At 38.1% G+C, this 24104-nt stretch carries 26 protein-coding genes; 10 read left to right on the top strand and 16 right to left on the bottom strand.

All coding sequences use genetic code 11. The features are described 5' to 3' along the window. Positions 1-34 precede the first annotated feature (34 nt). A complete protein-coding gene (locus SFC47_RS09045; protein ID WP_411254097.1) occupies positions 35-1204 on the bottom strand; it encodes an FtsW/RodA/SpoVE family cell cycle protein in 1170 nt (389 codons plus the stop codon). A 133-nt stretch (positions 1205-1337) separates the two neighbouring features. Further along, a complete protein-coding gene (locus tag SFC47_RS09040) occupies positions 1338-2114 on the bottom strand; it encodes a DUF4931 domain-containing protein (protein WP_411253951.1) in 777 nt (258 codons plus the stop codon). A 166-nt stretch (positions 2115-2280) separates the two neighbouring features. On the opposite strand from SFC47_RS09040, the gene SFC47_RS09035 reads away from it, so the two are divergent. Further along, on the top strand, positions 2281-3063 hold the full coding sequence (locus tag SFC47_RS09035; protein ID WP_411253950.1) for an undecaprenyl-diphosphate phosphatase: 783 nt from the start codon (positions 2281-2283) through the stop codon (positions 3061-3063). Between the two features lie 38 nt (positions 3064-3101). Here the strand turns inward: SFC47_RS09035 and SFC47_RS09030 are convergent, their stop codons facing one another. Then, positions 3102-3764 carry an FMN-dependent NADH-azoreductase gene (locus SFC47_RS09030; protein ID WP_411253949.1) on the bottom strand — a complete coding sequence of 221 codons (663 nt, stop codon included), beginning with the start codon at positions 3762-3764 and terminating at the stop codon, positions 3102-3104. Between the two features lie 243 nt (positions 3765-4007). Between SFC47_RS09030 and SFC47_RS09025 the strand changes: the two genes are divergently transcribed. From SFC47_RS09025 to SFC47_RS09010, 4 genes are read left to right on the top strand one after another with little or no spacing between them, the layout of a single operon-like run. After that, on the top strand, positions 4008-4943 hold the full coding sequence (locus SFC47_RS09025; protein ID WP_411253948.1) for a substrate-binding domain-containing protein: 936 nt from the start codon (positions 4008-4010) through the stop codon (positions 4941-4943). Beyond that, positions 4940-5803: an ABC transporter substrate-binding protein gene (locus SFC47_RS09020; protein WP_411253947.1), complete on the top strand. Its 864-nt coding sequence runs from the start codon at positions 4940-4942 to the stop codon at positions 5801-5803. The genes SFC47_RS09025 and SFC47_RS09020 overlap by 4 nt, the downstream gene beginning before the upstream one ends. Positions 5804-5827: 24 nt before the next feature. Beyond that, positions 5828-6526, top strand: a complete 699-nt coding sequence (locus SFC47_RS09015) for an ABC transporter permease (protein ID WP_411253946.1) — start codon at positions 5828-5830, stop codon at positions 6524-6526. Next, a complete protein-coding gene (locus SFC47_RS09010; protein ID WP_411253945.1) occupies positions 6523-7296 on the top strand; it encodes an ABC transporter ATP-binding protein in 774 nt (257 codons plus the stop codon). Before SFC47_RS09015 ends, SFC47_RS09010 begins: the two co-directional genes overlap by 4 nt. A gap of 102 nt (positions 7297-7398) precedes the next feature. On the opposite strand, the gene SFC47_RS09005 is transcribed toward SFC47_RS09010, so the two are convergent. The 10 genes from SFC47_RS09005 to nadE form a co-directional block, all read right to left on the bottom strand. Further along, on the bottom strand, positions 7399-8775 hold the full coding sequence (locus tag SFC47_RS09005; protein WP_411253944.1) for a HAMP domain-containing sensor histidine kinase: 1377 nt from the start codon (positions 8773-8775) through the stop codon (positions 7399-7401). Then, a complete protein-coding gene (locus SFC47_RS09000) occupies positions 8753-9463 on the bottom strand; it encodes a response regulator transcription factor (RefSeq protein WP_411253943.1) in 711 nt (236 codons plus the stop codon). The genes SFC47_RS09005 and SFC47_RS09000 overlap by 23 nt, the downstream gene beginning before the upstream one ends. A 670-nt stretch (positions 9464-10133) precedes the next feature. After that, positions 10134-11648: a flotillin lipid rafts scaffold protein FloT gene (gene floT, locus SFC47_RS08995; protein WP_411253942.1), complete on the bottom strand. Its 1515-nt coding sequence runs from the start codon at positions 11646-11648 to the stop codon at positions 10134-10136. A gap of 13 nt (positions 11649-11661) precedes the next feature. Further along, a complete protein-coding gene (locus SFC47_RS08990) occupies positions 11662-12195 on the bottom strand; it encodes an NfeD family protein (protein WP_411253941.1) in 534 nt (177 codons plus the stop codon). A gap of 122 nt (positions 12196-12317) precedes the next feature. Further along, positions 12318-13052, bottom strand: coding sequence for an amino acid ABC transporter ATP-binding protein (locus SFC47_RS08985; protein WP_411253940.1), 735 nt, complete (start codon positions 13050-13052; stop codon positions 12318-12320). Between the two features lie 16 nt (positions 13053-13068). Further along, on the bottom strand, positions 13069-13764 hold the full coding sequence (locus tag SFC47_RS08980; protein ID WP_411253939.1) for an amino acid ABC transporter permease: 696 nt from the start codon (positions 13762-13764) through the stop codon (positions 13069-13071). Next, entirely contained in the window at positions 13751-14584 is an 834-nt protein-coding gene (locus SFC47_RS08975; protein ID WP_411253938.1) for an amino acid ABC transporter substrate-binding protein, read from the bottom strand. Before SFC47_RS08975 ends, SFC47_RS08980 begins: the two co-directional genes overlap by 14 nt. Positions 14585-14724: 140 nt before the next feature. Continuing rightward, positions 14725-16152, bottom strand: coding sequence for an amino acid permease (locus SFC47_RS08970; RefSeq protein WP_411253937.1), 1428 nt, complete (start codon positions 16150-16152; stop codon positions 14725-14727). 176 nt (positions 16153-16328) lie between these two features. Then, on the bottom strand, positions 16329-17528 hold the full coding sequence (locus SFC47_RS08965) for a membrane-associated sensor domain-containing protein (RefSeq protein ID WP_411253936.1): 1200 nt from the start codon (positions 17526-17528) through the stop codon (positions 16329-16331). A 161-nt stretch (positions 17529-17689) separates the two neighbouring features. Further along, the gene (gene nadE, locus SFC47_RS08960) at positions 17690-18502 is read right to left on the bottom strand and encodes an ammonia-dependent NAD(+) synthetase (RefSeq protein ID WP_411253935.1); all 813 of its coding nucleotides are present in this window, start codon (positions 18500-18502) and stop codon (positions 17690-17692) included. 155 nt (positions 18503-18657) lie between these two features. Here nadE and SFC47_RS08955 point away from each other — a divergent pair, with 155 nt between their 5' ends. Continuing rightward, positions 18658-19170: an acyl-CoA thioesterase gene (locus SFC47_RS08955; RefSeq protein ID WP_411253934.1), complete on the top strand. Its 513-nt coding sequence runs from the start codon at positions 18658-18660 to the stop codon at positions 19168-19170. A 24-nt stretch (positions 19171-19194) separates the two neighbouring features. Here SFC47_RS08955 and SFC47_RS08950 read toward each other — a convergent pair whose 3' ends face one another. Continuing rightward, positions 19195-20166 (bottom strand): cation diffusion facilitator family transporter, encoded by a 972-nt coding sequence (locus tag SFC47_RS08950; protein ID WP_411253933.1) that lies wholly within the window; start codon positions 20164-20166, stop codon positions 19195-19197. Between the two features lie 164 nt (positions 20167-20330). On the opposite strand from SFC47_RS08950, the gene SFC47_RS08945 reads away from it, so the two are divergent. Next, the gene (locus tag SFC47_RS08945) at positions 20331-21038 is read left to right on the top strand and encodes a DNA alkylation repair protein (protein ID WP_411253932.1); all 708 of its coding nucleotides are present in this window, start codon (positions 20331-20333) and stop codon (positions 21036-21038) included. Between the two features lie 36 nt (positions 21039-21074). On the opposite strand, the gene SFC47_RS08940 is transcribed toward SFC47_RS08945, so the two are convergent. Both SFC47_RS08940 and SFC47_RS08935 read right to left on the bottom strand, forming a co-directional pair. After that, a complete protein-coding gene (locus tag SFC47_RS08940; protein ID WP_411253931.1) occupies positions 21075-21308 on the bottom strand; it encodes a hypothetical protein in 234 nt (77 codons plus the stop codon). Positions 21309-21320: 12 nt separating this feature from the next. Next, positions 21321-22322, bottom strand: coding sequence for an AI-2E family transporter (locus SFC47_RS08935; RefSeq protein WP_411253930.1), 1002 nt, complete (start codon positions 22320-22322; stop codon positions 21321-21323). Positions 22323-22543: 221 nt separating this feature from the next. Between SFC47_RS08935 and SFC47_RS08930 the strand changes: the two genes are divergently transcribed. From SFC47_RS08930 to SFC47_RS08920, 3 genes are all read left to right on the top strand, one after another. Then, complete coding sequence (locus SFC47_RS08930) at positions 22544-22762, top strand: hypothetical protein (RefSeq protein ID WP_411253929.1); 219 nt, start codon at positions 22544-22546, stop codon at positions 22760-22762. A 62-nt stretch (positions 22763-22824) separates the two neighbouring features. Continuing rightward, entirely contained in the window at positions 22825-23472 is a 648-nt protein-coding gene (locus SFC47_RS08925; protein ID WP_411253928.1) for a DUF2085 domain-containing protein, read from the top strand. 131 nt (positions 23473-23603) lie between these two features. Continuing rightward, on the top strand, positions 23604-24068 hold the full coding sequence (locus SFC47_RS08920) for a hypothetical protein (RefSeq protein WP_411253927.1): 465 nt from the start codon (positions 23604-23606) through the stop codon (positions 24066-24068). Positions 24069-24104 lie beyond the last annotated feature (36 nt).

Here is a 24104-nt window from a genome sequence, read left to right as displayed (position 1 = left end):
AAGAAGCGCGAGGACTTTAGTCCCCGCGCTTCTTTTAGGCAGATGTTGAAAACATGTATTTTTTATAATGGTAGCGGATTGAGAAAATCAAACCAATCCCGAGCATATTCCCCATCAACGAACTTCCTCCGTAGCTGATGAACGGCAATGGAATACCTGTAATTGGCAGCACCCCTATTGTCATTCCGATATTCTGGAAAACATGAAAGGTAATCATACTAATGATCCCAACACAAATATACGTATAGAAATTGTTCTTCGTTTCCATACCGACCTTTGTAATATGGTAAATCAATAAGAAAAACAAACTCACTAGTACACTCGCTCCAATAAAACCAAACTCTTCACCTACGACACTAAAGATAAAGTCCGTATGACTTTCAGGCAGATATACTTCCCTATTGCCATATCCTTTTCCGCCTGTTTGACCAGAACCAATGGCAAGTAGAGATCTCGTTAATTGATAACCGGCAGAACTTTGAAAATTGTAAGGGTCAAGCCATGAGTAAATACGGCTAAATTGATACTGTCTCACACCCAAATATTTTTCAAGAAGCTCTGGTTTTACTAACACAAAGTAAAAAATAACTGAAATCAAGGCAGTTCCGGCAGTAAATATCGGCACGAGTAATTTCCATGTGATACCGGAAATAAAAATCATTCCTAACATAATGGCTAAAAACACAAGTGAAGTCCCTAAATCCTGTTTAATAATCAGGGCTAACGGAGCCATGGTTACTAATCCAAGCTTTATTAAAAGCCAGAAATCGGTTGATAACGTCTTTACTGGGTTCTTTTGGTGATGGTCTTCTATCGTTCTTGCTAAGGCTAAAATAATAAAGATTTTGACAAACTCTGATGGCTGCAGCGACCCAAATCCAGGAATCTGAAACCAGTTTTTTGCTCCATTTTTTACAGGGGCAATGCTTTCCGGAGCGATTATTAAGAGTATAAGTAAAAATATCCCTGCACCATATGCATACCACGTTAATTTTTTTAACTGATCGGAGTCAAGCCTTATCACGACAGCAATAATTACACAGCCAATAACATAATTGATAATTTGCTTTATTAAAAAGTTCCCAGCATATTGACCGCTCGCCTGGGCACTATAAATCGATATGCAGCTAGCTAGAAATAATAAGATTAAGATAAAAACAAGACTATAATCCAGTTTTGATGTTGTATTATTAGATGATGTCATCATTCACACTCCTTTATGTCAGAGCCATAAATGGAACTTGTCCATTATTTCATTATATTTTTTATAAGGGCAAAGCACAACTTCTAAGCAAGGAATGGATTTATTTACATATAAAAAAAGCGAAAGAGCCTGTTTAGACACTTCCACTTTCAGAGAAATATTTACTTTTAATATCATCAGCCATCCAATGTAAATTATTTGGTACTTGTGGAATCCCATATCCGATATAAAGCGGAGTCGTAACAAACCTAGGGACAATTTTAACATATATCCTTCTATTATAATGATGGAAGAACAGATTATAGCTGCTTGCCTTAAATGGGAAGTTATTTAGGATATAATGCACTGTTTTTTGAAGATACTCTCCAAAACTTTCATTGTAGCTGGAATCTTCCATATCGATATTAAACTCATAAAAGCCTACCTTTGGCTTTGTCGATAAAGTACAGCTGACTCCATTTTTTTCTTCTATTAGAATACCCTTAAACACTTCCTCTTCTATATTTTCCTTATAGTTAATATCATTTAATCCGATAATTTGCATATGAGGATGAGCAATAGTCCCCCCTGATAATGGTCCATGATTTTTAAATAAAATCACGGATTCATATTTTCCTGTTTGATCTAATTCAAGCCAATTTCTTAGAGCAAACTTGAGTAATTTATGTAGAAAGGGAAGTTCATAGGTAGATAATTCACCATGACAATCATCGGTTTCAATCAATACCGTTTGATAGGCATTTTCTAAAACAGGATATTTATTTTTCAAAAGTATGATGGGTCCATCTACTTCAATCAAATCGGTTAACTCCTCACGTGCACAAAAAGGGCATGGCTGCTGTTTATTTCTTATACTCTCTGGTTTCTTGACTCCAATGGAAGTATCAAAATGTAGATGGCTATTTTTCAAGTTTGCAGCTCCTCTCCAAAGTACTTATTTTTATTTTATGGGAGATGCCGCTCCTTTTGCACCATTTTTGACTTCATAATATATAAAAATTTTGTTGGCTATTTGTCGGCAGTCATGCATATCTTTACAATGTACAGGCTTACGCTTACAGAAAGAGAGGATGGCTATGTTAAGTAAATTAGAAGCATTTATATTAGGGATTATCCAAGGTTTAACTGAATTTTTACCTATTAGCAGTACGGGGCATTTATATCTCGGAAGGAATTTATTTGGGCTGCAAGAAGCAGGTCTCTTACTTGATACCATGCTTCATGTTGGTACCTTGCTTGCTGTGTTTGTCTTTTATAAGGACGAGTTTGTTAAGATAATCAAAAATCCCTTCAGCAAACTTACCTTTCTGCTAATCGTAGGCACGATTCCAGCAGTTGTGATCGGGTTACTTTTTAAGGATTACTTTGAAGAGATTTCAAAGACAGGTGCTACCATCGGTTGGGAGTTTCTAGTGACCGGATTGTTTCTCTGGATTGCCGATTCAGCAAAAAACGGCTATAAAAAGATGGATGATATTAGTTATACGGACGCACTGATCATTGGATCCTTTCAAGCAGCCGCTATATTCCCAGCTATATCAAGATCCGGGTTCACCATTGTTGCAGCTTTATGGAGAAAGTTAGACCGTGAAACGGCAGCCTATTTCTCCTTTCTCTTATCTACACCTGCCATTGCGGGTGCTGTGGTACTGCAATCACTTGACTTATTTGGCGGTGCTGGGGAAGAAATTTCATTATCTGCATTGATCGTTGGTATTCTCTCTTCTGCCATTTTTGGTTACTTTGCTGTAAAGTGGATGATTGGATTTCTTAAGAAACATTCATTAAAACCATTTGCGATTTATGTATGGATATTAGGATTTGCGGTATTATTTTTCCAGTTTACAGGTGAATTTTAAAAAATGCGGCTCGATTGCTCGAGTCGCATTTTTTTGTATTAAACCGTAACGGTTTCTTTTGCCATTTCTTTTGCCGCTTCAACGACTTGTTCCTTCGCCTTTGCCATAATTTCAGGTACTTGTTTTGGGTAGTGGTCCATACCTTCTGCAAATACTGTTGGCAATACATCCATCCCTAGGAATCCCAGCACTTTCGTTAAGAAACGGTCGCCGAATTCAAATTCAGCCATTGGGCCTGTTGAATAAATTCCACCGCGGGTTTGGATATGAAGTGCTTTACGATTTGTAAGTAATCCCTTTGCACCTTCGTGTGTATTAACAAAGGTTTTGTTTACGATAAATAGATTATCCAGGAAGGCTTTTAATATAGCTGGTGATCCAAAATTCCAAATTGGTGTAACAAACACATAATAATCTGCTGCAATGAAGCGATCTGCTAAGGCATGCATGGCAGTAATTTGTTTTTGTTCAGCTTCTGTCAGTTCATCAAACGTTTTGCCCATAAAGGATAATTTAGCGCGGGCATATAACAAATCCATATCAATTTGTGGAATATCCATATCGTATAAATGCATATGTTCTATCTCTACTTCAGGCTTTTGCTTTTTAAACTCTTCTAGAAAAGCCTCGCCAAGCTGCATCCCCTTCGAAAGCTTTATATCATTTTTCGGGTTAACGGTAATGTATAGAAGTTTAGACATCTAATCCTCATCCCTTACTATAAATTTTCATCTATTCTTATAGTACAATAAACTACCTTGTTCACCGATGAACAATCCGTGACGTTTTTGAAAATAATGTGAACTTTTTCAGGTAAAAATGAATAAAAAGTGACAATTCCGAATAAAACCTAACGAAACTCAACAAAACTTAACAAAAATCACATTCTCCGTTATATAATTGCCTTATATTATAACTGCCGTTAGAAAGGAGGCACACATGAAATGGAAGGAAAAGCATATACACCCGACGAGGTAGCACAGTTGTTCCAGATCTCAAAACACACCGTATATGAACTGATAAAGCGTGGTGAGTTACAAGCATTTAAGGTCGGAAATAAAATGAGAATTGAACACACAGAGATTGAAAGATATAAGGAAAGTACGAAAGCTCCTGCAAAAAAAACACCTGTCGAACAAGCAGCGATACATAACTCCTTACCCCTGCGTCTCTCTGGGAGTCATGACTTCCTTGTTGAGCATTTTGTAAAACAAACATCAATAGATTTGCAGCTGCAAATTCAGCCGACGTACATAGGAAGCCTTGAAGGGTTAATGATGCTTTATCGTGGTCAATCTGACATTGCAGCCATCCATCTATTAGATCCAGCTTCAGAGGAATATAATCTGCCATTTATTCATCAGCTTTTTGTCTATGAATCCATTGCTGTTATTCGTTTTGTTTCCAGAGAACAAGGCTTTATTGTCGCAAAGGGCAATCCAAAAGGGATTGAAAGCTTTAATGATCTTACTAGAAAAGATGTACAGTTCGTTAACCGTCAAAAAGGTGCTGGGACGAGATTTCTTTTAGACTCATTGTTATCAAGAAATGGAATTAACCCTTCACAAATAAATGGTTACAAAAATGAAGAATGGAACCATCTATCTACCGCTTCTTATATTAGCCGCGGGATGGCGGATGTGGCTTTCGGGATTCAATCTGCTGCAAGCCATCTTGGACTTGATTTCATTCCGATTGCAAAGGAACAGTTTGATCTTGTGTTTCGGTTTACAGATGATAACAAGCAAAATCTTATCAACTTACTTACCTACCTGCAGTCACCTAAATTTAAAAGCAGCTTAACTGACTTAGAAGGCTATGATATCAAAGAATTAGGAACTGTAATTTATCAGACTAGTAAAATGGAGGAAACGTTATGAAAAGAAAAAGTTTTTTTGCTGCACTATTTGTATCCACGCTTCTTTTCTTAGCAGCCTGCGGCAACACCGAGAGTGACCAGGCAGATGCAAAAGAGAAAAAAACTGAAAAAGCTGAACCAACTGAATTAATTCTTGCGACTACTACAAGTACGCAGGACAGCGGCTTATTAGATGTTTTACTGCCAATCTTTGAAGAAGAAAACAATGTAAAAGTAAAAACAATTGCAGTAGGGACAGGACAAGCATTAGAAATGGGTATAAAAGGTGAGGCCGATGTTCTTTTAGTTCATGCTCCTAAATCAGAAGAAGAACTTGTAACTAGTGGTGACGCTGTGAATCGTAAACGGGTCATGTACAACGATTTTATATTAGCAGGACCTAAAGATAATCCTGCTAATGTAAGCTGTGAGGACATTAATGCAGCCTTCAAAACCATTTCAGAGGTAAAAGCTAATTTTGTCACCCGCGGCGATGACTCTGGTACACATAAGAAGGAATTAGGCATTTGGAACTCAGTAAATATTCAGCCTTCTGGCGATACGTATATCTCTACTGGACAAGGTATGGGGGCTTCATTACAAATTGCTAATGAGAAAAATGGTTATATATTAACTGACCGTGCGACATGGTTAGCTCAAGAGAAGAACTTAACAAATCTGCAAATCGTCGTTGAAGGCGGTAAGGACTTAATGAATATTTATCATGTCATGCAGGTTAATCCAGAAAAGCATGATATGGTTAATAGCTCCGATGCAGAAAAATTTGTAGAATTTATGATTGATAGTAAAACTCAAGATGTAATTGAAAGCTTCGGCAAGGAAGATTACGGCCAATCTTTATTCTTTAAATACACTGAATAAGCTAGCGGAAGGATGTAAGGCAGGATGGAACTAATTATTGATGGATTAACGAAAGCAATCGAGATGATTCTTACAGGAGACAAAGAGATCCTCGAAATAACTTGGCTGACTCTAAGAGTCTGCTTTATGGCCATCTTCATTAGTTCCCTGATTGGCTTACCGCTTGGAATGCTGCTTGGGCTTACAAGGTTTAAAGGCAGAAAAATTATCCTTGTGTTCATAAATATTGGCATGGGCTTACCTCCTGTTGTTGCGGGGTTATGGATCACCATGCTTTTGTGGCGCTCAGGTCCGCTTGGAAATTTACAGTTGCTTTATTCCCCAACGGCGATTGTCATGGCACAGGTGCTCGTTTCCCTGCCTATTGTTACGGGCTTAACGAGTTCTGCTTTTCAACAAATTAATGATAAAATGCTGTTACAAATCAAAGCACTGGGTGCAACAAAGATCCAAACGATCACCATCCTTCTAAAACAAACAAAGATTGCCATTGTTGCGGCGGTAATGGCCGGCTTTGGCCGTGTCATTGCTGAGGTTGGAGCAGCCATGATGGTTGGCGGGAATATCCAGGGGGATACACGAATATTAACTACTTCAATTGTTATGGAAGTATCAAAAGGAAACTTTGATGTTGCCCTAGCGATATCCTTCATCTTATTAAGTGTTGCTTTATTGATTACAGCAGCGTTAACACTGTTACAGCAAAGGAAGGGAATATCATGAATCCGTTGATTGAACTAAAAAACATTACTTATCAAGCAAACAAAAAAAACATTCTAACCATTCCAGAGTTCCAGATAGAAGAAGGTGAATTTCTTGGAATCATGGGCCCGAATGGCGCAGGCAAAAGTACCTTGCTAAAAGTAATGGCTTTGTTGGACAGTATTAGTGGTGGTGCGATATTCTACCGCGGGGAGGCAATTGTAAATGGTACTCCCTCCCTTCATCTGCGGAGGAAATTCTCAGTCGCCTTACAGCAATCGCTGTTATTAGAAGGCTCTGTTTTCCAAAACATTGCAATTGGATTAAAGCTTAGAAAGGTCCCCAAAACAGTTATCAAAGAAAAGGTTTCTATATGGATGGATCAGTTTCAAATCAGCCATCTTGCAAAAAAAAATGCCCATTTCCTTTCAGGCGGCGAGGCACAGCGGGTAAACCTTGCAAGAGCGATGATTGTTGAGCCTGAAATGCTCTTTCTTGACGAACCTTTTTCAGCATTAGATTTTCCGACGAAAATTAAATTAATGGATGACTTTAAGGGAATTATTGAAGGTTCAGGAACGACAACCGTCTTTGTCAGCCATGATTTGATGGAAATTAATTACTTGACGAATTCTCTGGCGATTATGGTAAATGGAGAAATCAAGCAATATGGACCTACCCACAGAGTGCTTGAACACCCCAATTCGGCGACCTCCCCTTTTCTAAATGAATGGAAGAAATTTTATCCCTCAAGCTCAAGCCATGAAAAACCGCTATCCCTGATGAGATAGCGGTTTTTTTTTGTCTAGCTTTAGCGCCTAAGGATCGGGGTCATAAGCACCTGGGAAAAAATGAACTGCATTTTTCCTTGGGCAAGGCGCTTCCGCTTTTTATTAATCATCGTCTGTCGGAAACCATAAAATAATGCTTGTTCCCTTATTAATACGGCTTTTTACTTTAATGAATCCTTTATGGGCTTCCATTAATGCTTTGACGATTGACAAACCAATTCCAGCTCCACCTGTTTTTCGGTCACGTGATTTGTCACCGCGATAAAAGCGTTCAAAGATATGCGGGATATCATCTTCTGCCATTCCTGACCCCTCATCCTCGACCTTGAACCCTACATAACCTTCTTTATCTATTAATACAGAGATGGTTACATTCTTTCCTTCTGGCGTATATTTCAGGGCATTATTCAATACGTTTGAAAGGATTTGCATTAAGCGGTCCTTGTCAGCGGGGAAAAGCAGTTCCTGCTCGAGCTCTTCGATATGCAGCTGTACACCTTTTTGTTTAAACAAGGGTAAAAACATTTCCCATAATGCTAATAGAACACTGCCTGCCTCTACCTCAACCTTCTCCAATTTAATTTGGGGATTTTCTGCTGCAAGCAGCTTCTCAAGCTCATTCACCAGTCTTACTAACCGCATAAGCTCTTCATGGCTTGATTGTAATCTTGCAGGTGTTGGCTCCCATATCCCATCCTGGTAGGCTTCTATTTGGCTTCTTAACGTAGCAAGCGGAGTGCGAAGTTCATGAGCTAAATCACCCGTAAATTGTTTTCTTAGCATTTCACCCTTTGCCAATGATTCTGCTAGATTATTAAATGAAATCGCCAGCTGTTTAACCTCTGTGGGTAATCCCTTTAACGGGATCCGAATGGATAGATTATGCTGCTGCAGTTCATTCGCGGCGAAAGAAACTTTATTTAATCCTGAGGTAAGCTTTTTAGAAAATAACATACTAAACAGAATCGATAACAAGATGGTTAAACAAACCGCTGCATAAATATATAACTGTATCGTTTGTAAAAAATTGTACTCATCGTCAATTAAGCCTATTGGGTAAATAACCTCAAGTTTACCAATCACCTTATTGTCAGCTCTAAGAGTATATGAGGCAGAATGCCACTCCTCTTCATTTGGTTCAGGTTCGGTCAATCCAAGACTGTTCAAGTAACCAACAATATTAGAGGTCCCCATTTGCAATTGACCTCGGTTATCATACAGATCGAAGTACAACTGATCGGTCATCGCATGCTCATGTAGGAAACCAAAAACCGGATCCCTGGTAAAATGTCCATTTTTCTGATAACCCTTTTCAATCTCTGTAATGATTCTATCAATTTTCTTTTCACGGTTACGATCTAGATAATTCTTAAAACTCTCTTCGAAGCCCCACTGCATAAAGAAGCTGACAAAGAGAATTCCAATCATCGAGCTTAGCAGTAAATAAAAAAGGATTCTAGACCGCAGTGTTTGAAACATCCAGCACCCCTCCAAATTTATATCCCATCCCAAATACGGTCAGGATAAACAACGGCTGCCTGGAGTCCAACTCAATCTTTTTTCGCAGGTTTTTAATATGGGTATCGACGCTTCGCTCATAGCCTTCGTAGTACATTCCTTCATCCTGAATTTTTTCGAGTAAATCCATGCGGCTGTATACTCTTCCTGGATTCAGTGCCATATTGGTGAGCAATTTATATTCAATCGGTGTCAAAATAACATCCTGCCCCTTTACTGTTACTTCCTTTTTACTGAGGTCGATAACCAGCTGTTTGTTGTTGAATTCCATCCGGTCTATTTTCTCTGTTTTCTTTACTCTCCTTAAAATCGCTTGTACCCTGACCACTACTTCCCGCGGGCTGAATGGCTTTGTTAGATAATCATCTGCACCCATAACAATTCCGTTTATGCGGTCATCTTCCGCAGACTTAGCCGTCAGCATCAGAATCGGAACATCTGATTCTTTTCTGACTAAGCGGCAAACCTCTTCGCCAGAGATATCTGGAAGCATTAAATCTAACACAATTAAATCAGGATTTATTGTCTTAGCCTTTTTTAAGGCATCTATTCCATTATCAGCACAATGAATTTCATAACCTTCTCTTTCAAGGTAGGCTTCGAGGACTTCTAGTATTCTTTTTTCATCATCAACTAGTAATATTTTCATCGTTCTCACTCCCCTTAGCTATAATATATCATGTTGGGGAATACCTTTTTTCATCTTCACAAATTCATCACAACTTCTTCATAACATCTACAATATTTCTCGATAAGATGTACCTGTAGCAATGAAAGAGTTCTTATTTCTCTAAGGTTATACTTGGTGGTAACCAACTTGCTCCTCCCAATTTTAATCTCTCTTTTTTACATATGAGTTCCCACGTGGGAGCTCTAATTTTTTTACAAAAATAGCCCTTATCTTTTTCTGTACGACTATTAAGATGTCTTTTCTTTCTCAGTAACGAGCATAAGCAAAATAAAGGGAGGTTTTCCGGTTAAATGCATAATGGAGCTCATTTCGAGGAATATAAGCGGAGGTTTTCCGGTTATTCAAAGCAAACTTTATCTTTTTCACGTTTTTTGAGTCAATAGGGGGAATCTCTCCGTCTATTGAGGCCAATTTCGATGGTAATTACTAAATAAGCGAAATTCTTCCGTCTATTCATCAGGGTGGGATGCTTAACCTCTTCCCCCAGCCAATAAAGAGCGAACCCTCTTATCCTAGATGTCAAAGTTTATGAAATTTCGTAAAAACTTGATAAAAAAAGAAAAAGACGTATGCCAATTCATACGTCAATTCTTGTAATTTTTTATAAGATAGCACCCAAAAAACGGATTTAGTCGTCAGTCTTTTTGATTGTTTCTGTGAGTTCTGCAATGCTTTGTTTTACATTGCCTTTTCCTGAATAGTTCTCGATGAGCTCTTTCACATCTATTCCACTTGAAGCCTTTAGAGACTCCTGAAGAGTGGCCATAAGATTGGTAGCATAGCCAGTAATCTTATTAGCACCGCCATTCTCTCCTGAACCGCCAGTGTCTACTACCGTAATCTTATCAATATTACCAAGCGGGCTTGCCACCTGCTTCGCATATTCAGGAAGCATTTTGATGATCATATCTAAGATGGCCGCTTGACCGAATTGTTCGAACGCTTCTGCAATTTTTTCTTTCGCTTCTGCTTCTGCCAAACCTTTTAGGCGGATAATTTCTGCCTCTGCCGTACCTTGTGCCTTTTGGGCCTCCGCTTTAGATAAACCATCTAGACGAACACGCTCTGCTTCGGCTTTTGCCATTGCTTCAATATGGTACTTATTCGCTTCCGCCTCAGCAATTTGTTTTGCTTTGTTTGCTGCTGCAGCCTGCTCAACAGAGTATCGGTCCGCATCTGCTTTTTTCTTTACTTCAGAATCGTATTGACGTTCACGGCGCAGAATTTCTTTTTCTTCGAGTTCAATCTGCTTTTGTCTCTCGATAATCTTAACTTGCATTTCCTGCTCGGTTACTTCCTGCTTTGCTCTTGCACTTTCCAATTCATAGGCCATGTCAGCACGTGCTTTGGCGCTATCTTGTTCACGGCGGAACTCAGCAACCTTAAGCTGATTCACTTTCTCTGCCTCAGCGATTTCAGTAGCACGTTCTAATTCAGAACGCTTTGCCTCCTTCGCTGCTTCTGCTTTCTTAATTCTCGTTTCTTTGTCAGCTTCTGCTGTAGCAATATCTGCATCCCGTTTCACCTGGGCAATACGTGGTTTACCTAGAGAATCCAAGTATCCATTCTTATCGCGAACGTCCCTAATCGTAAAGGAAACGATGACTAATCCCATTTTCGCTAGGTCCTGAGAGGCAACTCTTTGAACCTCTTGTGAGAATTTATCACGGTTTTTATAAATTTCTTCTACCGTCATAGAACCAAGGATAGAACGTAAATGACCCTCTAAGACCTCTTTTGCTTCATTTTCGCGGTCATCCTTCGCTTTACCAAGGAATTGCTCGGCTGCTGTAGCAATTTCACTTATGGAACCGCCAATTTTAATGATGGCAACACCATCCGCCATTACTGGTACGCCTTGCTCTGTATATACTTCCGGTGTCGTTACTTCGAGCTTGCTGGATAATAAGCTTAGCGGCTTTGCCTGTTGAAACACTGGTAATATAAAGCTTCCCCCGCCGCGGATAATCTTAATTTTATTTCCTGATTCATCAACATGGACGTTGCCATTTCCTAAGAAACTCCCCGTAACAATCAGTGCCTCATCCGGCCCCGCTGTCCGATACTTCGTGATAAACACACCAATTAACGCGATTAAAATAAATGCCACAATCCCAATAACAATCCAAAAACCTAAATCCATCTAACCAGCCTCCCTATAATAAATAATTTTCTATCTCTTGATGGGACGAAACTTGAAGGACCCCATCTTTTATATCAACCACAAGCACAGTCGTACCATTATCTAACTGTACAGAATCAAAGCTTGTCGCTGGTTTTGCAATTCTTCCACTAATACTTTCTATCATAACTTCCCCATACCCATCTGCTGGAATCGCTGTTATGACGGTTCCAATCCTGCCTCTTAAATCACTTTCTTTGTATACGAGTGATTCTTCTGCATTGGACAGTGGAATTAAGACAAATACATTTAAAAAGGTAACAAGTAGTAAGGCGATAATTGCTGATATTCCTAAGATTAAGAAGTAATGTAATGCTGTAAGCTTCTCGAATAAATAACCGCTTGCTGAAAAAATGGTGACAAATGAAAAAATAATAACGGGATTAAGAAAATCTGGGCCGTCAAAATGAACCACGTCTGCAAAGAATACATACAAAATGGTTAATATACCTGAACCAATTAATCCATATAAATAAATTGTTTCTAATGGCAGATTGAATACTTCCATCGGCATCACTCCCTTCTTTATGTATGCAACTTTAATACGATTCAATTATGGAAAAGATTCACATTTTACAATAAAATTTTACCTAAATAATAAAAAATGTGCTATGACTTTTGCCATAGCACTTACTGAATCATATTTAAAAATTTTCGGGTTCGTTCCTCTTTTGGATTGGTGAAGATTTCCTCTGGTTTGTTTCTTTCGACCACCACACCTTGATCCATAAAAATAACCTCATCTGCAGCCTCTCTTGCGAAGCGCATTTCATGTGTTACGACAATCATGGTCATTCCTTCGTTCGCAAGGTCCTTCATGACTTTTAACACTTCCCCGACCAATTCAGGGTCAAGGGCAGAAGTTGGTTCGTCAAACAACATTACCTTCGGCTCCATAGCCAATGCTCTCGCAATTCCTACCCTTTGCTGCTGTCCCCCTGAGAGCTGTGCGGGATAATAATCTTGTTTTTCTCCGAGCCCTACCTTTTCTAATAAGGTCTGGGCCTTTTTTCGCGCAATTTCCTTTTTTTCATTTTTAACAATCACGGGTCCCTCCATCACATTTTCGAGAGCTGTTTTGTGGGGGAATAGGTTATAGCTTTGAAATACCATACCCGTTAATCGTCGAAAAGATGCAATATTTTTCTTCGATACATTTCTCGAGAAATCAAGTGTTTGACTTTCTATAGAAATAACGCCTTTTGTTGGTGTTTCTAAAACATTTAAGCATCGGAGCATGGTTGTCTTTCCTGAACCCGAGGGCCCAATCACAACGACCACATTGCCCCTTTCTACCTCAATGTCAATTCCTTTTAGAACTTCTAATTTTCCGAACTGCTTATATAAGCCTTGAATAGAAATCAACGTAAGTTCCCTCCCTTCACACGTACCGATCTAGTTTCTTTTCTATCATTTGCTGAATAACTGAAAGGATAAAGCAAATGACCCAATAAATTAGGGCAGCTTCAGAATAGACCAATAAGAATTCATAATTGCTCGCAGCGATTTCTTGAGCCTTACGAAACATCTCGGATACAAGTACAAGTGATGCAAGTGAAGTATCTTTCACAAGACTAATAAAAGAGTTTGAAAGCGGTGGAATGGAAACTCTTGCAGCTTGCGGCAGGATAATTCTTCTTAACACTTGAGCGTAACTCATCCCAATGGAATAGCCCGCTTCCCACTGTCCCTTTGGTGTTGAAAGAATCGCTGCACGAATAATTTCAGATGTATACGCTCCGACACTTAGAGAAAATCCAATCACTGCCGCTGAATAGGAATCAATAATAATTCCTATGGTAGGGAGTCCATAAAAAATAATGAATAGCTGTACTAACAGCGGAGTCCCACGGATAGCTGAAACATAGATTCTTGCTATCATTTGGAGGACCTTCACATTTGAAATTCGAGCCAAGGCAGTTAATATGGCTAATATCAGGCCAACAATAAATGTAATAATGGTTAAGGGAATCGTATAAAAAATAGCCCCTTTCAAAAGGGGCAGAAAGGAACTTTGAGCTATGTCAATTAATCGAGCCGTTCTCTCTGGGTCAGCAATAATACTATTTAAGTACATCTTCACCAAACCATTTCTCAGAGATTTTTTTGTAGGTGCCATCCGCTATCATTTCGGATAATGCCTTATTAACCTCATTAACAAGTGTATCACTGTCTTTTCTAAACATAAGTCCGCTTACGGATGCATCCTCACTAGTCGCGGCTATTTTAATCGGTGCATCAGGTCGCTGCTTTGTATAATCTAAAAACGAAATCCGGTCGTTAATCGTAACATCCACACGCTTGGATGCAAGAAGTTCCACTGACTGGGTAAAGCCTTCGACACTAACTAAATTTGCACCATACTTTTTAGCCATTTCTCCATAGTTACTTGTCAATGATTGTGCTGCATTTAAACCTTTTATATCTTCAAACGTCTTTACTTTATCATTATCTTTGTGAATCACCAAAACAGCTGCTGAGGTGATATATGGATCTGAGAAGGAGTATTTTTCCTGCCTGTCAGGCCTAATTCCGACCTGGTTTGCAATCATATCGAATCGCTTGGCATCGAGCCCGGCAAATATCGCATCCCACTGTGTTTCTTTAAACTCAGCCTCTACCCCTATGCGCTTTGCAACTTCTCTCGAGATTTCAACATCAAAACCCGTAAGATTTCCACTTTCATCATGAAATGTAAACGGTGCATATGTACCTTCTGTTCCTATCAACAGTTTGCCTTCATCTTTAACCTTAGCAAGTAAATCTTTATCATCAGCTTTTTCTGCTGTCTTATTATCCTCTTTCTTATCCTTCTTCGCCTCATCATCTTTACCACACGCTGTCACAAGCAATAGAACACTGAGTAGAAGGGCTATTACAACCAAAAGTTTCTTCACGTCGGTAAACCTCCTATATAAGTTTAGACCAAACCAATACTCCTTAAGATTATCGTTCCCTTTTTACTCATTTAAATGTAAAACACCTGTCAGCTTTTCATAAAGGTAACCCTCTAAGAAAAGCTGACAGGTGCAATGGTTTATGCAGATAATAATTGTTTGTGTTTCTCTTCTTTAGAACGCTTTTTCTTAAGCGGGCCATAAAAGAAAATCCCACTTGATAAAAGGACAATTCCTAATATAAAGGTCTTTAAATCTGATGTTCCTGATATAATCACCCATACGGAATAAATGGTCGCTACTGTTGCAATCATCCCATCAATCAATCTTGATTTCGTATTGTGGTAGGTTTCACCCTTAATAACTAATTTCAATTGATAGACCGAAGCAATAAAATAAGGAACTAAATACGCTAACGTTGCTATAGTAATGATAAAATCAAAAGCTCCTGAAATCGATTTAGAAACAGTTGAGAATATAAAAATTTGAGCAATGCCGTTTGTTAGTACAAGTGAAAAGATAGGAAGGCCCTTTTTGTTTTCTTTTAAGAAAGCTGGAAGGAACAATCCTTGTTTTGCTGCTTGATATGGCACTTCCGCACTCAACATTACCCAGCCAATCGTTGAACCAATTAAACTAATTAACCCAATAGCAGCTAAAACCTTACCGCCTATAGGTCCTAAAACAGTTTGAATCGCATCAATCAATGGCTTTTCTGAACTAATAAGTGTATTTTGGTCTAACATCCCCATAACAAGCGTGCTGATACCAATATAAATACCAAGTGCGATAAATAGTCCGACAATCGTTGCTCTCTTTACATCAATTTTCCTTTTCGCACGTGATGCAAAAACCACAGCTGACTCTAAGCCACAGAAAGCCCATAGAGTTACTAACGCTGCATTATTAACTTGTGACATTAAACCAAAGGTTTGACCTGAATCACCTAATCTAGTTTCAACCATTGGCAATATATTTGCTTTATCAAAGGTAAAGAGCCCGACAATAATAAATAGTAAAAATCCTGTCACCTTGGCAGCTGTTGCAGCAAAATTTAATTTCCCGGCACTTTCCAGACCGCGTAAGATGATTAAATGCGTACCCCATAAAAGAATGGTACAGACAATAAAGGTTAACCCATTCCCAACCTTTAAAGTGTATCCGAAAATAGTAAACCAGTCTGCTTGAGAAGTTAAAACAGGAAAGAAGGTTGATAAATAACCAGCAAACGTTGTAATAATCGCTACGTTTCCAGCTAAATTTCCAATCCAATATCCCCAAGAAGCCATAAATCCTGAAAGTATGGAGCTTTGTGATCCAGGTTTAAATAGTTCTTTTGCATAAATTTGTGGCCCTCCTGTCAGATTCGGTTTCCGGATTGCCAGGTTTCCGAACACAAGAGCAATCATTAACACACCTATCCCAGTTAATAACCATGCTAACATCACACCAGCAGGGCTGGCAGCTTCTGATAATGACCGAGGAAGCATGAATATACCTGAACCGACCATATTACCGACAACTAGGGCGGTTAAAACCCAAAAACCTAACTTATTAGAATTCCCCAAGATGTAACCCCCTTATCCGAGCTTTAGTCACATAAATTTATCTAACACTTTCAAAGTGAATAATTATTATATTAACGTAATAATAATACGCAGGTCCGTCATCTTAGTCAATGGAAAATATATCTCGTCATTAGCTGTGAACAATAAAAAAAATAGCAAGGTAATCCTTGATATGATTACATTACTATTTTTACACTTTTATTATTTTCTGGTCTGGCCAGCTTTCTATTGGACCTCCGGGGAAATATACCCGACATGTCCATCACCGTTCCTAGTATAACATCTTGGCCCATTTCGTCAACGGCTGGCTTCATGGTAATTAATAATAATTTATCCTGATATTCTATTTTAAAGGTGATATTTTCCTTGATTTTGTTTGCTAAATGACAATAGTCATTTAGCGATACATCCAATGCAGGGAGGATGTTCGAAATACTAACTCCCGAGGATTGCATTGGTGAATAGTGTAATTCCTTGAGCAGTTCGCCATCAATATTCGTACAAACAAACTGTTTTCCAATTCTCTTTAATGTAAAAAATAATCCTGGATGATCCGATAGCGTATTTGATTCGATAGGTTTTTCTTCGGTTTCATGTTCAGAAAAATAAAACCCTTTTAAGATAAAGTAAAATCCAAAGACTTTATAAACATGACCTAAGAAGTTATCAAGATCAAACACACTTTGGTAGATTGTAAAAATTAGTTCGGTAAGAAGCAAAAAGACAAAAGCCAGGCCGAAATATAATTTGTCTTCTTTATTATCTAGATAATATTGATATAAGGCAGCCATCAATGAGATGAACATGATAAAACTTACACCGTATTCCATTCCATTTTTCAATAAAGTAGTTCCTTTTCCTTCTATTACAAGCAAGGGCAGAACTTTCTCATATGAAATAATAATGTATCCGACAGAACCGGTTAATATTAATCCTAAAATGACTGTTAAAGCACGATAATCTTTCTTTATTTTCTTATCAGGCAGGAGAATTATCATCAACATTAGTATGGATTGGATGAACCTGGCACATATCCAAAACCAGGTTGCCTTTTGAACAGAGCTCGCAGTTATAAAGAAAGGCATTCCATTGTAGGAAAGGGTATGGAATAAATCAATAATTCCGACGGTTAAAAAAGTAAAGGCTAAAAGCAGCAAACGAAGTGATCTATTGGTACTGAACTTTTTAAGGCCAAATAGGAAGATTGTAAAAGAAACAGCAATACAGATAATTTCTAACATGGAGTGTATGCCAACATAGTTTTTGGGGTCATATATGGTGTAGATTTGTGATAAGAAAATACGAACCAACATTAACAGAAGTATGGCATTGACCGTGTAAAGCAGGAATTTTGTTTCTGTCATCTTTGAATTCATATTTTCCACATCCTTTTTATAATGATTTGTTTAAATCTAATTATAAAAGAGGTGTGGTAGAATAATCGGGCAAATTATAGCATTTTTATGAATCTTTGGATAAGAAAAGGCGGAAGCGCAAAGACGCTTCCGCTTGAATTAGAAATGGAAGATCCCCATGCTCATTTCCACCATTGGTCAAACATGGATGCTGGGAGATGCCTCTTATGTTCCGTTATGCGATACCGTTTCTCAATTTTTTCTGCGATTTCTTGTGAAACAGGTTTTCCCTCTAGGTAATCATCGATGTCATCATATGAAATGCCGAGTTCTGTTTCATCCGCTTGCCCTGGCTTATGGTCAAGCAAATCGGCTGTTGGCACCTTTAAATAAAGTCTTTCTTCTGCCCCCAGCTCTTTAAGAAGGGCTTTGCCCTGGCGCTTTGTTAATCCGCTTAATGGCAGCACATCCGCCCCGCCATCACCATGTTTTGTAAAGAAACCAGTTACCGCTTCTGCCGCATGGTCTGTACCAATGACGAGCAAGTCCTCCATTCCTCCAAAGGCATATTGAGCAATCATTCTCATTCTAGCCTTCACATTGCCTTTATGATAATCACTTAAGGGCAATGTAGAATTTTCATTAAATTCCGTTTGAACCGCATCCACTGCAGCTTGAATATTAAACGTGTATTCACGATCTGCTGAAATGAACTTCATTGCCCGGGCTGCGTCGTCTTCATCCCTCTGTTTCCCATAAGGCAGACGAACTGCAATAAATAAAGCATCCTTGCCATCTTGCCTGTGTTCTTCAACCGCCAGCTGAACAAGTCGTCCTGCAAGCGTTGAATCCTGCCCTCCGCTGATTCCTAATACGTACCCCTTCGCCTTTGTTTTTAACAAGTAGCTTTTTAGAAAATCAATTCGACTTCTAATCTCTTCCTTAGGATTAATCTCGGGTTTAACATTCAATGCCCCGATAATTTCTTTTTGCATGGTTTTAAACCTCCATTCATTATATTTGCTAATTGTAATTTATCATAATTGTATAACATTTACTTCTAATCTTACTCCCTGCCTCAACAAATGATATGATTATAGAATTGGTTTTCAGCTCAAAATAAGTTATCACAGATGATGGAGGAATAAAGATGAATGCAAAAACGTGTAATGAATCGAGAGTTGTTAGAACTAGCAGGATCTTTCCTAACGATGTAAATAACCATAATACCATGTTCGGCGGAAAACTAATGAGTGACATGGATATGCTTGCTTCTATCTCTGCTACCCGTCATTCAAGGCGAGAGGTTGTGACCGCTTCGACAGACTCAGTAGATTTTCTTAGTCCAATTACCCAGCAGGATTCTGTTTGCTTTGAATCCTTTGTGACATGGACAGGTACATCTTCAATTGAAGTTTTCGTTAAAATTATCGCTGAAAATTTAATGACTGGTAATCGAAAGATTGCTGCTACTGCTTTTTTTACCTTTGTTGCATTGGATGAGAATGGCAAACCAACACCTGTACCGAAGATTATCCCTGAAACAAATGAGGAAAAGAAGCTCTATGAAACAGGAAAAGATCGAGCAGAAAAACGGAAAGAGCATCGCAAAAACAGTAAAGAACTAGCAAGTTACTTTACAACTGAAAAACCATGGGAATAAAGATAGGCTGTTAGTCAGCCTATCTTATTTCTTATCAGTGGAATCACTGTTCCAGGTCATAACCCCATCTTCTTCATCAAACTCAATCGTAACATCGACAACTCCTTTTTCAGCCATGATTTTTTCCTGCAAACGGTCTTTAATATCATCTGCGGCTGCAATCGTTAGTTTAGGATCAATCTCAATTTCCAATTCCACATGTAAATCCTCTCCTTCTTTAATAACAGCAAGGTCTTGGATATCTTTTACATCAGGGTCAGACATTACTAATTGCCCAATCTTCTCTTCCATTTCCTCATCGGCCCTTCCTAGAACACCTGCGGCATTATCCAAGAAGACTCGGCCGACAACAAAAAACATCATTAAGCCAATAAGGATAGAAGCAGCACCTTCAATCCAATGGATATGGGTAAAATGGGAAATGATAACGGCAATAATTGCGAGCAGACCCCCGCTAGTCGCGACTGAATCTTCCAGGAATACAAGCTTTGTTGCCGGTTTAGCCCTGTTAAGATGTGTAAAGCTTTTAATAAAAATACTTGGACCGCTTGCTGGTTCTCCCACTTCATGCATTACTTCCTTCATAGCCTTATAAAGGACGTATATCTCGAGTATGAGGGCAAATGCAAGTACACTGACATTAATAAGGAACCCTTCTGATTCAGCTGGATGAAGAATATGATGATAACCTTCTTGAATCGTTTCAAACGCCATAATTCCAACGATTAATACGGCTCCTAATAAAACTAAATTAACTAAACGGCCAAAGCCATTTGGAAATCTGTCGGTTGGTGACTTCTTACTTAAAGCAGAACCCACAAACACAAAAAATTGGTTAGCTGCATCCCCTAGACTATGCATCGTTTCAGCAAACATCGCAACATTTCCTGTATACATATAGGCAACACCTTTAGCGATGGAAATGATGGTGTTAACGATCGCTGCAATCAATGCAGATTTATTACCTTTTCTTAATAATTTTAATAATTCTCCCATGATATCCCTACTTTCTCGTGCATTAGATAATCTTACTATTTTCAAAAAAAGCTGATTTCATGAAAATAGCACACTTCCTATTTAGTGAATTTTTCCCAAAAGGTAAAATTGCTGGTAGAATTAGTAAGACAAAGGGATATACTGATTTTTGAGGAGGAATGGGCATGAACTTGGAAGAAGTGATGAGAAAGCTTGAGGAACTGGGGTCAGAGCAAACAAAAAAAATCTATATGAACCACGGTGTAAAGGAACCATTCTTTGGAGTGAAGGTTGGCGACTTAAAAAAACTCGTTAAGTTTGTAAAAAAGGACCATGAACTTGCGTTAGCACTCTACAATACAGGAAATCATGATGCAATGTACTTAGCTGGTCTTTCTGTGAACCCAAAACTGATCTCAAAAGAAACGCTTCAGGATTGGGTTAAAAAAGCCTATTGGTACATGCTTGCTGAATATACAGTTGCGGGGGTTGCATCAGAAAGCAAATTTGCACTTGAACTTGCCCGAGAATGGATGGATTCACCTGAAGAAATGACTGCAGTATGCGGGTGGAATACATATACAAACTATCTTTCCATTTCACCAGATGAAGAATTGGACATCGAAGAAATACGCAGCAGGTTAACTCAAGTAGCAGCAACTATTCACAATGAACGGAACCGAGTCCGATATGCAATGAATACCTTTGTTATTAGTGTCGGAGCCTATGTGAAAGAATTGCATGGAGAAGCCGTTTTAGCTGCAGAAAAGATTGGAAAGGTTCATGTCAATGTCGGTAACACCGCATGTAAAGTTCCAGCAGCAACACAATATATCAATAAAATTGCCGAGAGGGATAAAATTGGAGTAAAGAAGAAAACGGCCATTTGTTAAAGCAAAAACCCCCAAGAACTTGGGGGTTTTCATTTTTTACACATTTTTCAATACTAATAGCAGCCTGTTATTTCTCGTATTTCTTTCCTCAACTTTCGCTAAATCATATTTTTTCAAAAGATGAAACACTTCATTTAATAGGTCCTGAGTGTGTTCTTCTGAAAAAAATTGAGTAAATAAAGGCTTCAATTCTTCCGGGAGAAAAGCTGCTTGTGATTCATATTTATTTCTTACATCTTCCTTTGTGTGGTCCAGTTTGCATTCACTCATAAGGTTCACCTTCTATACTTTCTTATTATCAGTTACTTCCAACACATCCAATAGGAAAACAAAGACCGGAATACCTATTATTAATCCCCAAACACCAAAGAAATGTTCCGAGAAAATTAATACTAGGAAGGTATAGAAAACAGGTAAATTGGTTTTTGAAGACATTAAATTTGGATTTAATATATATGCTTCAATCGCATGAATAATCATGATGGCAATAAAGACATAAAGGACTGTCATGATTCCGCCAATACTATACCCAATAATAACAAGCGGGATAAGAGAAATGATCACTCCCGCAACCGGAATTAATCCAAGGAATAAAATCATAATGGATAATCCGCCTAATTGCGGAAAACCAAATATCCATAATGCAATGGTGGTCAGGATACAGTTAACGACTGCGATGATAATTTGGGCTTCAATAACTTTACCAAATGTACCAACAAATTTAAGTGAAAAGAATTCTATTTCTGCATAAATAGAAGCTATCTTACTCTTTTTAAACTTTTTAGTAAATTCAATTAAACGAGGTTTTTCTAGTAAAAAGAACAAGCTCATCAACAGAGCAATAAGTATTTGTAAGCCAAAGGTACTAATATCAGTAAAATAGGTAATTAAAAAGGTAAATCCTCTCTCCAGATAATTAGAAATCTGAATTTCCTCAAGGCGGCTGACCAAATAATTTAATATGATATTGTCATGTTCTTTTGTATAAAATGCAGTGATTTGTTTTATTAATGCTGTTATCTCACCGATGATCATTGGTAAGTATTTCACAAGACCATATGAGAGCAGCCCAACAATTGTAGAATAGGAAGCTACAACAAGGATTTTTCGATTTAATGGAATTTTTCTAGATAAGAAAATCACCAGCCGGTCCATTAAAAAGGTGAAGATAAACGTAAATAAAATCAAATTAATCATATCTTTTAGTCCATAAAGAACTAGCGCCAATAAGACAAAAATAGAAATTCTTTTAAACCCGCTGCTTTTAATTAGATTATTTATCATATCAAACCCCATTTATTATGTCCTAATTTATGTATTATCTTTATTATAACAAATAAGTATCTGATTGTTACTTTTAAGACTGAATCTTTATAAAAAAAGATTCAGTCAAAAGACCCAGAGGAATTTTATAAAGCTAGACAGGCAAAATATCCAATTACCTCTCATACATATTCAAAGAGCATGCATTTACCTGGTTTTTAGTAAGGAATGGAGGGGTCGATATGTCTGGCGGTCAAAGAGCACTGTTATACATTTTGTCTTTTCTTATACCGGTTGTTGGAATCATTTTAGGGATTGTATGGATGAATGATCAAGATATAGACAAAAAGGCAGTGGGAAAAACTTGTTTAATTGTTGGTATTGTTGCGATTGCCCTTAGTTGTATTTGCTGGTTTGCAGCTTCTGCATTATCTATTATTCCGGCATTTATGACCTATTAATTCTCGGAACGAAAACCCAATTCTTCTGATTGAATTGGGTTTTTTGATTACAGGAGTGATGCATGATGCTGCATGATATTTTACATTTTCTTGGCCAGGCGTTATGCCATCAATTAGAAGAACGGTCACTGCAAGTGTCCGGTCGTTCGTTGGCTGTGTGCGCAAGAGATACTGGTATTTATATAGGGATATTTTCAACGCTTATCTATTTACATGTTTCAAAACGAAAACAAAGTATTACCATTCCATCAATTAAAACAAGCTTTACGCTTCTGTTGTTCTTAGTTCCATTAATAATAGATGGTCTAGGTTCATACACTCATCTTTTTGAATCGACTAACCCACGGAGATTGGTAACGGGGATTTTCTTTGGATTCGTTCTGCCTTATTTTATTTATCCTCTTCTTTCGAAAAAACACCACGAACATGACAGTATCGCTGTAATTAGAAAGGGACAAGATCTATTTATCCCCCTGATGGTAAGTGTTATTTGGGGCGGGTTATTTTATTTAGGGCTGTTACCGCATATGGTTCTTGACAGCTTTATTATACTTTCAGTAATCGGATGGTTCAGTCTGTTGGCTTCCTTCTTTTTTCCTTTTATTCGTAAGCCAAGTCTAAAGTATTCACTTTCCATTATGGTCAGTTTAACTTTTCTTTCACTTCTATCTTTTGCGCATTTTTGGGTTTCTTCTCTTGCTATGAATTAGATTTTGGTTTGAATTTCCAGCGGGCATTTTCATATAAACGTCAAAAATAGACATTATACTCCATTGACAATGATTCTCATTATCTATAGAATCATCAATATAAAGTACTTCGGAAATGGGGGATCATCACTATGTTTAACATGTTATTTGGGTTAAAGGATATTCACACGGTCATAGCCAATCAACGTAAAATCGGCGGTGCAGCAGAAGCAGACTCTATCACTCTTTCTTCCGGTGAAACCTATTTAAACCCTGTGTTTACTAATGTTGATTTCTCAAAAGGACAATATGTATCTGTTGGGTTTATCGATGAAGACGGCCAAAATATCATCGCCCATGTCGATCAAATTGCCGTTATTAAAGGATTAGAGCATAAATTAATTTGCCAGCTCAAGAATGCCTTTATTAAACAAATGCTCGTTCGCGATACATTACAATATCTGCAAAAACTATGTGAGGTCAACAGTGGCTTCATTACAAAAACCTTTAAAAAAGAAGCATTAAGACTTGTACATGATATAAGTGTGACTGAATTACAAAAGCACAATTTCTCACTTCCGTTCCCTGTAGAAGAAAAAGTGGTTAAATTAGCATAATAAAAAACGAGGTCCTGATTTTGTGGACCTCGTTTT

Origin of the sequence: Neobacillus niacini, assembly GCF_046591715.1 — a bacterium.
Classification (GTDB): domain Bacteria; phylum Bacillota; class Bacilli; order Bacillales; family Cytobacillaceae; genus Neobacillus; species Neobacillus niacini_L.
The sequence above is the reverse complement of the archived record's forward strand: the minus strand, read 5'-3'. Positions and strand labels throughout refer to the sequence as shown.